This window comes from Chitinophaga sp., from assembly GCF_036569125.1.
In the GTDB taxonomy this organism is placed as follows: Bacteria; Bacteroidota; Bacteroidia; order Chitinophagales; family Chitinophagaceae; genus Chitinophaga.
Genome location: NZ_DATCRF010000797.1, coordinates 1 through 13,504, shown reverse-complemented (window position 1 = coordinate 13,504; position 13,504 = coordinate 1). Strand labels below are relative to the sequence as shown.

Below are 13,504 nucleotides of genomic sequence, written 5' to 3'. Positions count from 1 at the left end.
TGGTAAAAGCCATTATCAAGGCTTATGAAGGCGCCAAGGAGGAAGAGGAGCAACGCAGCGGCGAACCAAGGCCGATCGTAGAGCGCCGGCATTAATTGCGCGCCTGCGCGCAATGTCCACAGTCCATGGTCCATAGTCCATTGCATAGAGCGCAATGCTGTATGTTCGCAGAAGGGCATAATTCCACAAGCCCTGCCTGTCCACGCAGTTCATGAAATACGCAGTAGGCTATAGGCCATCGACCGTGGACCATGGACTGAGTGACCATAGGCCATGGTCCGTGGACTATGCGCGGAACGCGCACAATTAACACTTCCTTAACAGCGTTTATAGTAAGTTCAACGCCTGAATAACGGGGACGTTTGCGTATGGTTTGCAGTTGATACGTGTGAACGTATAGCTTTCTTTGTAGATTTAGACTTTCCCCCTATTTTTGCCAATGTTATTTTTAATTTAGCAACTGCATGACCAAATTTTTGCGAATTCTTACCCTGCTGTTAATAACAGGATACTTGCTGAGCGGTTGTAAAAAACGGGCTTCACCACAGGAGGTGGCGCTTGAATTTATGCATGCCATCCAGGAATCCAACTTTGAACAAGCCAGGGATTACGCCACCAAAGAGTCGCAACAGGTAATTCAGCTCTACTCCTTCTTTGACGCCCGCCGCAATGAAACAGAGCGCGAAAAGATCAAGAATGCCCACATAGAGGTGATCGACAGCAAGGAGAGCGGCGATAAAGCCACCGTTACCGTGCTCAACTCATCCTCCAAACAAAAGGAAATGTTACAGCTCATCAAAGAGCATGGCCAATGGAAGATCTCCCTCACCTTTGAGAGCATTATCCCGAACTACATACCGCCTGCCACCTTTGATTCCAGCAACATGATGCAGCCCGATACCCTGATGCCTCCTGTACCGGTAAAGTAATTTCCCCGCCCACAGGCCGCCTGCTACCTGATCCATCGCTGCCAGCCATGGTAAACACCACCCGTTATCAGTCACTTATGCTATTTTAGCCCGGAATTTGGAATATGGGATCCGGCGCTTTATTTTTGCGGCGCGTAAACCGTGCGGCCTTAAGGCACTGCCCCTATCCATTACAGTTCACCTTTCAAAGCCGGTTAACAGTGAAAATGAGCATATGCCTTGCTACTATGCAGCGTTTAGCATTTAGCATTCAGCGTTTAGCGTTTATTTTAGAGTAGTAACCATAAAAAGCAAAGCAGATTATTATGACAACGAATCCATGGCACAGCGTTAATCCCGGGGCCGAAGCACCGCATATTGTAAATGCGATTATTGAAATACCTAAAGGCTGCCGCGCTAAATACGAGCTGGATAAGGAAAGCGGGCTGCTAAAGCTGGACAGGGTGCTGTATTCATCTGTATACTACCCCGCCAATTACGGTTTTATACCCCGCACCTATTGCGATGACCATGATCCGCTGGATATCCTGGTCCTTTCCCAGGTAGATGTAGTACCCCTGTGTATTATGGATGCCAGGGTAATAGGCGTAATGCAGATGATTGACAGCGGCGAGGCTGATGATAAGATCATTGCCGTTGCAGCTAACGATATGAGCGTAAACCACATCAACGATATTACTGAGCTGCCGCCCCACTTCATTGATGAAATGCGTCATTTCTTCGAAGAATACAAAAAGCTGGAAAACAAGACTGTAAAGGTGGAAGAGTTCCAGAACAAACAGGTAGCTGAAAAGATCATCAACGAAAGCATTGTTGCTTACGAAAAGATGTTCACGAATAAATAGTTGGCAGTTGGCAGTGTGCAGTTTGCAGTCTCAGATTCACAGACTGCAAACTGCCAACTAACGACTGCCAACTCTTTTAATTATCCTCAGCTTATGCGTGCGCAAGCCGCTTTCAGCATGGATAATACCCTGGTTATCGATCGGATCTATACGTACCTTACCGGATGAATGAATGATCTCATGATCATTCAGCAGAATGCCCACATGAGTGATACGGCCCTCTGCATTGTCAAAGAAAGCCAGATCGCCGGTGCGTGCCTCCTGCAGAAAATCTACCGTGGCGCCTTGTGTAGCCTGCTGATAGGCATCGCGTTGTAAGGGAATGTTTAGCAGCTTGAAAACAGACTGGGTAAAACCGGAACAGTCAATCCCAAATACAGAACGGCCGCCCCATAAATAACCGCTGTTCAGAAAACGGGACGCTATGCGCATAATGTTTTCCGGCTGCGGCTGACCTTCCTGCTGAATAGGTTGGATTTCCTCAAACTGTACCTCTGCCTTTCCCCAAACTGTTCGTTTGCTGTTGCCGGGAGGCGCTTTCAGCAAGCAGCCGTAAGGAATGTACATGGGCCAGCCGTTGAGGCTTACGGGCGTTACCCAGTGAGGAGCATAATGAGTGTAAGGGGCATCAAACAGTTGCTGATCAATCGTTTCAAAATGAGTGGAAGTGCTCCAGCCTTCGTACCCGTCGTACTGGTTTTTCACTTTTACCCATCCGTCGGCGCCGGTTTCTAAAAGGGTTACACATTCTCCCCAGAGACCCTGGGATACCATTTCACTTTTATGGGCTGGCTCCGCCCGCAGAGGTGTTACCGGTACTACAATAATGGCGTGTGGCATATTAATTGTATTAATACTATGTTCGTATCTTTAAAGTGTGACGAGAATTACAAAAATAAATGAACCATTTTGGCATTCATACGTAAATATATAGAATAACACAATGTACCAGCAATTAAGCAACTTATCTGACAGGGAATTGATTTCCAGGGCCCGCAAATTAAAGGACCGGGAAGCTGAAGGCGTATTGCTGGAAAGGTATAGCCATTTAATGGTAGCTGTTTGTTTACCTTACCTGAAGAAGAACCCCGGCACAGGCGCCCAAACCGTTTTCCCCCAGCTGCTGCAGCGCCTCAGCAACGGCCTTAAGGTCCAGTCTATTCAAAAGGCCAATGAATGGGTACATCAAACCATTAAAACGTACTTTGCCCAACCTGAAAAGCAAGTCCCCTACTACCCATCCAGGGAATCGAGAGACCGGCTGCACACAGAGAACAGAGTGGAAAAAGCCGCTAACAATACAATAGAGAAACAGGCATTGATAGCCCAGGTAAAAACGGCAATAGCCAAACTGGGCAACGATGACCGTTACTTAATGGAACAATTTTACCTGGAAAATAAAACCTTTGCCGACCTGGCTGCTCAAAAAGGAACAACCGTTGATAAGATCCGCAACCAACTGAAGAAAGCCAAGAGCAGACTGGCCACGCAACTGACGAATTAGCCCATGCCAAATAATATCCATAACGAAAACGAAAAGTTGTTGAAGATCTTTGCAGGCATCCGTTGCCTGAACAAAGACCAGCTTCCACGCTACCTGGAAGGCCGCCTCACCGATGTGGAAAAACACCTGGTAGAGCAGCACCTGGTAGACTGCGACCTATGTGCAGAAGCCTTGCTGGCCCTGCAGCAGGAGGGCCTGATGGAGCAATATCCCAGCCTTTCAACCGGCATTCAGCAATACATCCGCGACAGTATTAAACCCGTATCACAGGTACATAAAATGGAGCATTACGCCCGTAAGGTAAAACAGCGGGAAAGTATGCTCATTTATTTCTGGCTGGCTGCCTTTGTATTAGGTGGTGGCGCCCTGCTGTTCGGGATCAGCCAGTATAGCGGCCATAAACCGGCTGCAGCACGTACAGCCGTACCCGTAGTATCGGCAAGTGTGGCCAGCCCGGCCCCGCCGCCTGCCGCGGTACCCGTAGACAGTACACAGCTGCAATCATCGCACAAGCCTGCCACACTGGCCGCCGCTAACCCGGCCACGCCGGCCCCGGTAATACCTGCTGTGAAAAAAGATACCGTAAAAGCAGCTCCTGCGGTTAAAAAACCGTTAGTGGACAGCGCCGCTAAAAAGCCGCCTGTTGCAGCACCTAAACCGCCGGACAGCTCAAAGAAAGTGACAGATAAACCAAAGGATAACGCTGCAGTTGCCGCTAAACCCACTGCCAAAGACACCCCGGCAGCACAGATCGTAAAAAGTAAAGAAAAAGAGAACGATAAAAAGGACGATAACGATAACAAACCCAAAACAGGCGCCAACGCCACACCCGCTACTGCACCGGCCACTTCCGGTAAAGTGGATACAGACGAGTACCTGTATAAAGCTGCTATGGTATACCAGCAGCATGGCGACCTGGATGAAGCTATCTCCCGCTACAAACATCTTTCCGGTACCAGCAACAGCCGTGTTAGCGAAATGGCCCGTTACCAGATGGCCGTATGCTACCGCAGCAAAGGCCAGATGGGCAAAGCCAAGCGTATGTTCAAGGAAGTGGTGCGCATGGACGGCACCATGAAGCAGGCCGCACAGCAGGCGCTGGATAACATGTAATGTGCAGATTATAAATGTGCAGATGTGCAAATGGATCAACATTTGCACCAACCCCGGCATTATATCTGCGTATTTACACATTTGCATATCTATTTCACGGCATTATATCTGCACATTTGCATATCTGCACATCTGCACATTGCCTCGTTATGGAAACTTTCGTGCTATGCATCATATAGATGAAGCATCTATCTTTACCCTGTGAATCATAACCTGACACCAACGGACGAAGAATTACTACAGCGCTACAAAGCGGATGGCAACAGCAGCCATATAGGCCAGCTGTTTGACCGTTATGCCCTGTTGCTGCTGGGTATGTGCATGAAGTACCTGAAGAACGAAGAAGACGCCCGGGACAGCGTGCAGCAGGTATTCCTGAAAGTGTTGTCAGATGTGAACCGCCATGAGATCCAGTACTTCCGGGCCTGGATATACCAGGTAGCCAAGAACCACTGCCTGATGCAGCTGCGTAAAAAACATACGCGCTACCAGGAAGAGATCGCGGAAAAACATATGCCGGATACCGCGGCGCTGGAAGATACCAGCACCTTCAAAGAGAAAGACCAGCTGCTGGAAAATATGGAGCATGCCCTGGAACAGCTGAATACGGAACAACGCACCTGTGTACGGCTTTTTTACCTTGACAAGCTATCGTACCAGCAGATCAGTGAACAAACCGGCTATACCCTGCTGCAGGTAAAAAGTTATATCCAGAACGGGAAACGGAACCTGAAGCAATTAATAGAAAAACAACCCAGCCATAAACGTTAATTTTGAATACTGTGAAAGAGGATCTAAACGACATATTTGTAGTAACCGGGCAATGTCCTGCACAACAGCAGCTGCTGAACTATGTGCAGGGTAAGCTAAGTGCAGCAGAGCAGCACGAAGTGGAAAAACATGTAGCGGATTGTGAGCTTTGCAGCGATGCGCTGGAAGGGCTGGCTGCCATCCCCCAGAAAGAACGTTTACCCGTAATGGTGAGGCAAATGAAATGGCAGCTGCTGCGCAAGCTGCGTAAGAAAAACCACCGCAGAAGATCAGCGGAGTATCCGGTGGATTATTATATCCAGCTTGTACTGATCGTAATGGCTGTTTTATTCCTGGTACTGGCAGCTTTCTGGATGATGCACTTTATGTTGAAGTGATAAACCAATGTGCATATGTGCAAATATGCAGATGTGCAGATGGTTATAATATTACGCGACAAACAACAAAACACTTTCATCATTTGCACATTTACACATCTGCATATCTGCACATTAATACAGCTTTTTATCTCCCTTCGCCTTCCAATCCTTAAACACCTGTAAAGCGCCGGCATCCGGGAAAGCAATGAACGGTATCTTTTTGCCGCTATGGTGTACTTCTATTTCATGATAAATAAAGGAATCATCAAAATCAATGGCAGCGGCATCTTCCTTGGTATTGGCAAAGTATACCCTTTGCGGGCGCGCCCAGTAAATGGCGCCCAGGCACATGGGGCAGGGCTCACAGGAGGTATAGATCTCACAGTCGTGCAGCTGGAAAGTGTTCAGCTGCTTACAGGCATCGCGGATGGCCACCACTTCGGCATGCGCAGTAGGGTCGTTGGTGAGCAGCACCTGGTTCCAGCCTTTGCCTATGATCTCCTCCCCTCTTACCACAATAGCGCCAAAGGGGCCGCCGTCGCCGGTTTCCATTCCCCTGCGTGACAGCTCCACTGCTATTTGCATAAAACTTCGCTCTCTTTCGCCTATCATAAATGTGTGTTTATACCAAATGTAAATAAAAAACCCGGGCGAAGAATCGTCCGGGTATTTCCTTGTAACTGTATATCGTTATATTTTGTCAATGCTCGTTTAATGCTGCCCGTTACCGTTGTTCCGGATCACTACCACACCGTCAAACACATCTACCAGTAACGGCTTACTCTTATCAATCTCACCTGACAGGATCTTCTTGCTTAACAGGTTCACAATCTCTTTCTGGATCAGGCGTTTCAGCGGGCGGGCGCCGAACTGCGGATCATAACCCTGTACGGACAGGTAATCCAAAGCATAATCAGAGAATTCAAGGATCATGCCGTTTTTGGCCATCAGGTCTTTCAACTGCTGCAGCTGTATCGTGATGATACCTTTGATCTCTTCCCGCATCAGCGGCTGGAACATGATCACTTCATCCACCCTGTTCAGGAACTCGGGACGAATGGTTTGTTTCAGCAGGGTCATTACTTCCTCACGGGTAGCGTCCACTACATCTTCACGGTTCTTTTCATTGATCTTCTCAAAATTCTCCTGGATAATGTGGCTACCCATGTTGCTGGTCATAATGATGATGGTGTTCTTAAAGTTCACCACACGGCCCTTGTTGTCTGTTAAACGGCCATCGTCCAGTACCTGTAACAGGATGTTGAAAGTGTCAGGGTGTGCCTTCTCAATTTCGTCCAGCAACACCACGGAGTAAGGTTTACGTCTTACGGCTTCTGTAAGTTGTCCGCCTTCTTCATACCCGACATATCCCGGGGGCGCACCTACTAACCTGCTCACGGCATGTTTCTCCTGGTACTCACTCATATCTATCCGCGTCATCATGCTCTCATCATCAAACAGGTAATCCGCCAGCGCTTTCGCTAACTCCGTTTTACCTACACCGGTAGTTCCCAGGAAAATAAAGGAGCCAATCGGCCTTTTAGGATCCTGTAACCCGGCGCGGCTGCGGCGGATGGCGTCTGCCACTGCAATAATGGCTTCTTCCTGTCCAACCACACGTTTGTGTAATTCATCTTCCAGTCTTAACAGCTTATCACGCTCGCTCTGCATCATACGCGTTACCGGTATGCCGGTAGCTTTGGCTACATTTTCGGCGATATCTTCCGCGTCCACTTCTTCCTTCAACAGGCGTTTGTGGTTGTCAGACAGATCATTCAGCTCCGCTGTGTACTTTGCAACCAGCTGCTCCTGTTCTTTTACCTTGCCGTAGCGGATCTCTGCTACTTTACCATATTCACCGTTCCTTTCCGCCTGTTCGGCTTCCTGTTTCAGATCTTCAATTGCAGCTTTCGCATTCTGTATCCTGTCCACTACTTCTTTTTCCTCCTGCCATTTTGCTTTGAAGGTGTTCCTTTCTTCGCTCAGGCGGGCTATTTCGGCATTTAACTCCGACAGCTTTTCTTCATCACTTTCACGTTTAATGGCCTCGCGTTCAATTTCCAGCTGCCGGATCCTTCTCTCCAGTTCATCCAGCTCTTCCGGCATGGAGTTCATTTCAAGCCGCAGCTTGGCTGCGCTTTCATCTATCAGGTCAATGGCCTTGTCCGGTAAAAAGCGGTCGGTAATATAACGTTGTGATAATTCTACTGCCGCAATAATGGCTTCATCTTTTATTCTTACATGGTGATGGGTTTCATAGCGTTCTTTCAACCCTCTGAGTATAGAGATGGCGTCTTCTGCGCTGGGCTCATCTACCATTACGCGCTGGAAGCGGCGTTCCAGGGCTTTATCTTTCTCAAAATATTTCTGGTATTCATTCAGCGTGGTGGCGCCAATGGCCCGCAGCTCCCCGCGCGCCAGGGCAGGCTTTAAGATGTTGGCAGCATCCATAGCGCCTTCCATTGCTCCTGCACCAATGAGGGTGTGTATCTCATCTATGAACAGGATGATCTGTCCTTCGCTTTCCGTTACTTCCTTTACTACAGATTTCAGCCTTTCTTCAAACTCACCACGGTATTTGGCGCCTGCCATCAATGATCCCATATCCAGGGCAAAGATGGTTTTGGAGCGCAGGTTATCCGGCACGTCGCCGTTGATGATACGGTGTGCCAGTCCTTCTACGATGGCTGTTTTACCCACACCCGGCTCACCTACCAGTATAGGGTTGTTCTTGGAACGGCGGGAAAGGATGTGGAGCGTTCTCCGGATCTCTTCATCCCGGCCTATCACAGGATCCAGCTTGCCGGCGCTGGCCAGCTCATTCAGGTTCTTGGCGTATTTCTGCAGGGAATTGTACTGCGCATCGGCTGTCTGGGAATTAACCGTATTACCTTTACGCAGATCTTTTACAGCGGCCTTCAGGCCCTTTTCCGTTAAACCGGCATCTTTCAGCAATTTGGCAGTATCATCGTTGCCGCCCAGTAACCCAAGCAGCAGGTGTTCCACACTTACAAATTCGTCTTTAAACTCTTTGATGCTGCTGCCGGCGCGCAGTAAGGCACTGTTGGCGTCGCGGCTCAGGGTTTGTGCCGGTTCAGCACCGGATACCCTGGGATATTTCTTTAATTGCTCATCCAGCTTACCGGAGATAAAACCGGTATTTACATCATTCTTCTTGAGTAAATACGCGATGGAGTTATCTTCATCATCTACCAGCGCTTTTAACAAGTGGCCCGTTTCAATGGCCTGCTGCTGGCTGTTAAAGGCCAGCTGCTGCGCCTGTTGCAGCGTTTCCTGGGATTTGATGGTAAAATTGTTGAGGTTCATTGTCTTAAAATTTCTCCTTTTGTTATTGAATTTAGTCTGTTGACCATGGCTTTGTAGTAACAAATCACGCTCCAACCCGGATTACTGGCAATTTTGGCATATTCAACACCGTTTCACTGCTCTTTTTTCAGGTTGAGGTGGCTTTAGCTGCTAATATTTCAGGGGGCCTGTGGCCCCCGTCCATGGTCCATGGACTATATACACCATCGACCATGGACCGTCGCCTGTTTCACAGGCGACTAAACAAATCGCCCAGCCTGCCTGTTTATGTTATACACCCAAAAAAAGTACCCCATGTCTTTTGACTTACTGACCGCTGTTAAAGGTCTTTTCACCAGCGATGTTATTTCCCAGGCCGCAGCGCGGCTGGGCGAAAGTGAATCCGGCGTGCAGAACGCCGTCAGCGGTATTATTCCCGCCTTACTCACCGGCCTTTTATATAAGGCCGGGCCCCAGGGCGATTCCAACGGCGCCCTTAACCTGGCCAAAGAAGCGGCCGGCGCCAATACTACCGGTACCATTATCAGCAGCCTGCAAAACAATGCAGGTGGCTGGGTAGGTAAGGGTACGGAGCTGTTACAGGGTCTTTTCGGCCATAAAATGGGAGATCTTACCAGCGCCATTGCAGCTTATGCGGGTATCCGGGAATCATCTGCCGGCACCCTGCTGCATGCCGCCACCCCGGCGGCCCTGGGCGCTGCAGGAGAATTTGCCGCCAGCCAGAACCTGAGCGGCAGCAGCTTCCTGGCCTTTTTGAACAGCCAGAAAGAGCAGATCCTTTCTGCCGTACCCCCGGGGTTTAACCTGGCCGGTTTATTGGGCTTAGGCAGCCTTACGGAGCTAAGCCGCAAGCTCTCCAACATGGCGGCAGGTTTTGCCAGCAGCCCGGCCCGCAAAGCCTCCGAAAGCATGACGCAAACCGCTCAAAAAGCAGCCGGCAGCACCCGCTGGTTATGGTCGCTGTTATTGATATTAATTGCCATTATATTACTCTGGTACCTGGTAAAAGGCTGCGGCGGCGGTAAAACCACCGATACCGTGGCCACCGATACCCTGAGCACCGAAACCATGATGGATACAGCTATGGCGCAGGTAAGCACCCCTGAAGTAGTAACGCGTGAAAGCATTAAGGTAAGCCTGCCGGATGGTACCGTGCTGGACGCCTATAAAGGAGGTATTGAAGATCAGCTGGTAGCTTTCCTGAAAGATGACAGCAAACAACCCGGTAAGGAAGTATGGTTTGATTTTGATAACCTGAACTTTACTACCGGCAGCGCTAATATTAGCCCGGACAGTAAACCGCAGCTGCAGAACATTGCGGATATCCTGCGGGCATTTCCCAAAGCAAAGATCAAAATAGGCGGTTATACGGACCGTTCAGGCGATAGCCTGGGTAACATTAAGCTGTCACAGTCCCGGGCAGAGGCGGTGCGGAATGCGCTGTTAAAGCTGCATACAGATGCGGCACAAATAACAGCTGCTGAAGGATACGGTTCTCAGTTTGCCAAAGCACCGGCCAATGCTTCTGATGAAGAAAAAAAGCACGACCGGCATATTTCTGTAAGTGTGCGGGAGAAATGAGGCTGCGCCTCATTTCCCGGTCCATGGTCGATGGTCCATAGTCCATAGCCTGCTGCGGGTGTGAACCAGCTCGTGGTTATGTCAATTACTTCATAATTATACCACTTACTCCGATATACTTCAATGCGTTCAAGGCAATGGACCATGGACCATCGACTATGGACTACTCTTTTTTCACCAACACAATCCTCCCTCTATCTGCCTTATACATACCTTCATAAAACTGTTCCAGCTCGGGGAAAGTGCTGGCAGGGAAAGTGCCGGCATTACGCTGTACGGTACGGATATACGTAATGGTGCTATCCTTTACCAATACCAGCGATGCATAGGTACCGAAGCGGCTTTTTAACAGCGTGGGCTTAGGCAAACTTTCCGCAGTGTAGCCTGCAGGAATGGCAAGCAACACCGTATCTACATCTGTATAGGCAAATACCTGTTGAATATCGGAACGGCGCTGTTCTTCCGTATTAATGCGGGAGGAGCTTTTATTCAGGATGTTGGGCTCAATGAACATCCGTTTGCCGCTGATGGCGGCATAATTGCGGGCTGTAATGTCCAGCTGCTGTTCAATGGCCGGTATGGTATCATGTTGTTCCAGGCAGTTATAACTGTTCACATCATAGCTGGGCAGGGATAATGCTCTGCGGATCCATTCCATTAATTTCTCACGGGAAGATTCATGTAACCTTTGCAGCAGATCATCCTGCTGCAGGCCGGTACTAAACGTGCGCACCTTTGCCAGCACATTACCTTCCGGTGTAATATGCGCTTCCAGCCGCTGGAGCTGCTGGTTTTGCCGGGTACCATAGGCCGGTGTGTGTATCAGCTTTCCGCCGTTCTCTGTAATGATCAGTACGGGCCGGTCGGCTGTAAAACCGCTTAAATAACCGGCAGGCAAATAAGCGCTGGTACATTCCAGCCAGGTAGTATCCTTGCCACGCGGTACGCAGGCGATCATGTGATTAAACTGATTGCTGGGAAAATCATTCTCAAAATCAATTTCCCCGTCGCCCGCATGCACCAGCGTACAGTAAGCCGTAATACCCGCCTCTTTTAACAGCGCGCACATATAGTTGGAAAGCGCCTTACAATCGCCATACCCCTTATTGGCTACATAATCAGCATCAAAGGTTTGCCAGCCGCCTATGCCCAGCTGTATGCTCACATAACGGGTATGCTGCTGTAAGTACCGGTACAGCACCCGGATCTTTTCTGAAGGATCATTGATGCCATTGGTCAGCTGGTGCACCGTTTGTTTAACTGCCGGGGGCAGCACATCCCGGTCTTTATTCAGCGCATACATGAATTTACCATACTCCTCCCAGCTGTTCATATTGCCTTTGTAAGCGCCCATTTCAAAATCGCTGGGACCAAGCAGCACAGCAGTAGTACGGCGGCGCCAGGCGGGCGCCATTATTTCATAAGGTCTTGCCTTGATCTGCTTGGCCTCCCAGGTATAAGTACGTGTATCCTTTTCCGTGGTTATCTGCGGAGCGCCTTCATATAACACCTGCCGGTACCGTAATGGGTATGCCTGCGGCACACTTACCAGCAGGCGGCTTTGCTCCACGGCCATATCACGGGCATCCTGCGGCAACCAGCCGGGAAAAAAGGCCGTACAATTATAATCTATTGTTATTTCATACTCTATCGTATAGGGGTATACGCTGTAGTAAAAAGAATGCTGTTTTATCCGGTTGTCCGTGATCATGGAAACGCCGTCTGAAGCTGCCCGGTCTGTAATATCACTTTGCTTCAGCTTTTTAATCGCTTTACCACTGGCATCATATAACACCCCGTGGATGGAGCGGATGGTCCGGAGCTTATCATACCCTTCCACCATGTTGGCATACTCCGCCCCGGATTCATCCAGCACGGTGATCACGTAATGGTTAACCAGCCTTGCTTCACCAGTACCGGTTAGTTTAAACTGCACCTCTTCCCAGCGCTTTACTGCATGGGCGCCGGCTTTTAGCTCTGCAGGAATAGTAGCAGCCGGGTATTCCGGATCGCCTGCTTTTGCGGTAACTGCAGCTAACAGGAAAAGGCAGCAGCAGGAAAAGGATAATAATGCACGCATAGTATCTTATTAAACGGCTGAATAGTTATAGGGCTGATCAGCTCATCAACCCTATAACTATTCAACATAACACTATTAATTATTTTTTCTTTTTCAGAACAATCTGTTCGCCCTGTTTCTTCACGATCATATCAAAAAAGTCACGCAGGGTTTCGTATTCTTCCGGCTGAAACAAAGCTTTGTCCAGCTTTATACGGGAACGGAACTGTATAAAGTTATCGTTCTTTGCTATCAGGTACTGGAACAGGCCTTCATCATCATTGAACTTTACCATAGCAGGTTTAGGCAGCTCCTCCACTTCATAACCGGCCGGTATTTCCAGGTTCATGGTATACACCTCGTCAAAAGTAGCCGGCATTTCAACCGGGTAAAAACGCGTGGCTGATTTAAAGGGATTGGTTTTGGTGGCTTCGCCAAACATCGGGTTCAGGTACAGGATATCCTCATCACCGGGCTGCCATTCAAACTCATAGGATATACCTAAAGGCACATCCAGACTATCTGTATTTAACAAAGTAGTATTGCTCAGCTTTGAGTAGGTTTTGGCAATATCCTTAAAACATTCCTCTTTACCTTTTTCATGGATCAAACCACGCAGGTTATAAGATTCAAAGTAAGAAGGCCGTTGCTGGAAAGTACCTTTCAGCGCGCCGTTCTCCCCTCCCATCAGTACTACGCTGGTGATCTTTTGTTCGCGCAGGGAATCTGCGCTAAAAAAGGTGGCAGTAGCATCTGTATCCATAATACGTGCATGCCCGTTATAACAGGAGGCATGCAGCCTGCCAAAACCCAGCGGGTAAGAAGCATCCAGGTAGGCAACCTGGTTATCCCCCAGCTGTAATTCCACTACGGTATAATTAAAACGCCCTACTATGGGATACAGTGGATTCACTATTCCATGGCTGCGGGTGCTTAGCAGCACCGGGTCTGCTTTCAGACCTGCTTTGCGCAGCATGGCCACCAGCAGCAGGTTAATATCTGTTTCGTTCCCGTTC

General features: G+C 49.0%; 12 protein-coding genes. 7 read left to right on the top strand and 5 right to left on the bottom strand.

What is annotated here, in order from left to right; translation table 11 throughout:
• Positions 1-464: 464 nt before the first annotated feature.
• On the top strand, positions 465-929 hold the full coding sequence (locus VIM87_RS29315; RefSeq protein WP_332000416.1) for a DUF4878 domain-containing protein: 465 nt from the start codon (positions 465-467) through the stop codon (positions 927-929).
• A 305-nt stretch (positions 930-1,234) separates the two neighbouring features.
• Positions 1,235-1,774, top strand: coding sequence for an inorganic diphosphatase (locus VIM87_RS29310; protein WP_332000415.1), 540 nt, complete (start codon positions 1,235-1,237; stop codon positions 1,772-1,774).
• A 57-nt stretch (positions 1,775-1,831) separates the two neighbouring features.
• Here VIM87_RS29310 and VIM87_RS29305 read toward each other — a convergent pair whose 3' ends face one another.
• Complete coding sequence (locus tag VIM87_RS29305) at positions 1,832-2,614, bottom strand: C40 family peptidase (protein WP_332000414.1); 783 nt, start codon at positions 2,612-2,614, stop codon at positions 1,832-1,834.
• A gap of 103 nt (positions 2,615-2,717) precedes the next feature.
• Here VIM87_RS29305 and VIM87_RS29300 point away from each other — a divergent pair, with 103 nt between their 5' ends.
• From VIM87_RS29300 to VIM87_RS29285, 4 genes are all read left to right on the top strand, one after another.
• On the top strand, positions 2,718-3,278 hold the full coding sequence (locus VIM87_RS29300) for a sigma-70 family RNA polymerase sigma factor (RefSeq protein WP_089919343.1): 561 nt from the start codon (positions 2,718-2,720) through the stop codon (positions 3,276-3,278).
• Between the two features lie 3 nt (positions 3,279-3,281).
• Positions 3,282-4,391: a zf-HC2 domain-containing protein gene (locus tag VIM87_RS29295; RefSeq protein WP_332000413.1), complete on the top strand. Its 1,110-nt coding sequence runs from the start codon at positions 3,282-3,284 to the stop codon at positions 4,389-4,391.
• Between the two features lie 201 nt (positions 4,392-4,592).
• A complete protein-coding gene (locus VIM87_RS29290; protein ID WP_332000412.1) occupies positions 4,593-5,162 on the top strand; it encodes a sigma-70 family RNA polymerase sigma factor in 570 nt (189 codons plus the stop codon).
• Positions 5,163-5,173: 11 nt separating this feature from the next.
• Complete coding sequence (locus tag VIM87_RS29285) at positions 5,174-5,539, top strand: zf-HC2 domain-containing protein (protein WP_332000411.1); 366 nt, start codon at positions 5,174-5,176, stop codon at positions 5,537-5,539.
• A gap of 114 nt (positions 5,540-5,653) precedes the next feature.
• On the opposite strand, the gene VIM87_RS29280 is transcribed toward VIM87_RS29285, so the two are convergent.
• Positions 5,654-6,133 carry a nucleoside deaminase gene (locus tag VIM87_RS29280; protein ID WP_332000410.1) on the bottom strand — a complete coding sequence of 160 codons (480 nt, stop codon included), beginning with the start codon at positions 6,131-6,133 and terminating at the stop codon, positions 5,654-5,656.
• Between the two features lie 99 nt (positions 6,134-6,232).
• Positions 6,233-8,848, bottom strand: a complete 2,616-nt coding sequence (clpB, locus tag VIM87_RS29275; RefSeq protein WP_332000409.1) for an ATP-dependent chaperone ClpB — start codon at positions 8,846-8,848, stop codon at positions 6,233-6,235.
• Positions 8,849-9,142: 294 nt separating this feature from the next.
• Here clpB and VIM87_RS29270 point away from each other — a divergent pair, with 294 nt between their 5' ends.
• Positions 9,143-10,429 (top strand): OmpA family protein, encoded by a 1,287-nt coding sequence (locus VIM87_RS29270; protein WP_332000408.1) that lies wholly within the window; start codon positions 9,143-9,145, stop codon positions 10,427-10,429.
• A 163-nt stretch (positions 10,430-10,592) separates the two neighbouring features.
• On the opposite strand, the gene VIM87_RS29265 is transcribed toward VIM87_RS29270, so the two are convergent.
• Positions 10,593-12,509: a DUF3857 and transglutaminase domain-containing protein gene (locus VIM87_RS29265; RefSeq protein ID WP_332000407.1), complete on the bottom strand. Its 1,917-nt coding sequence runs from the start codon at positions 12,507-12,509 to the stop codon at positions 10,593-10,595.
• 79 nt (positions 12,510-12,588) lie between these two features.
• A partial coding sequence (locus VIM87_RS29260; protein ID WP_332000406.1) for a DUF3858 domain-containing protein occupies positions 12,589-13,504 on the bottom strand: 916 nt, incomplete at its 5' end.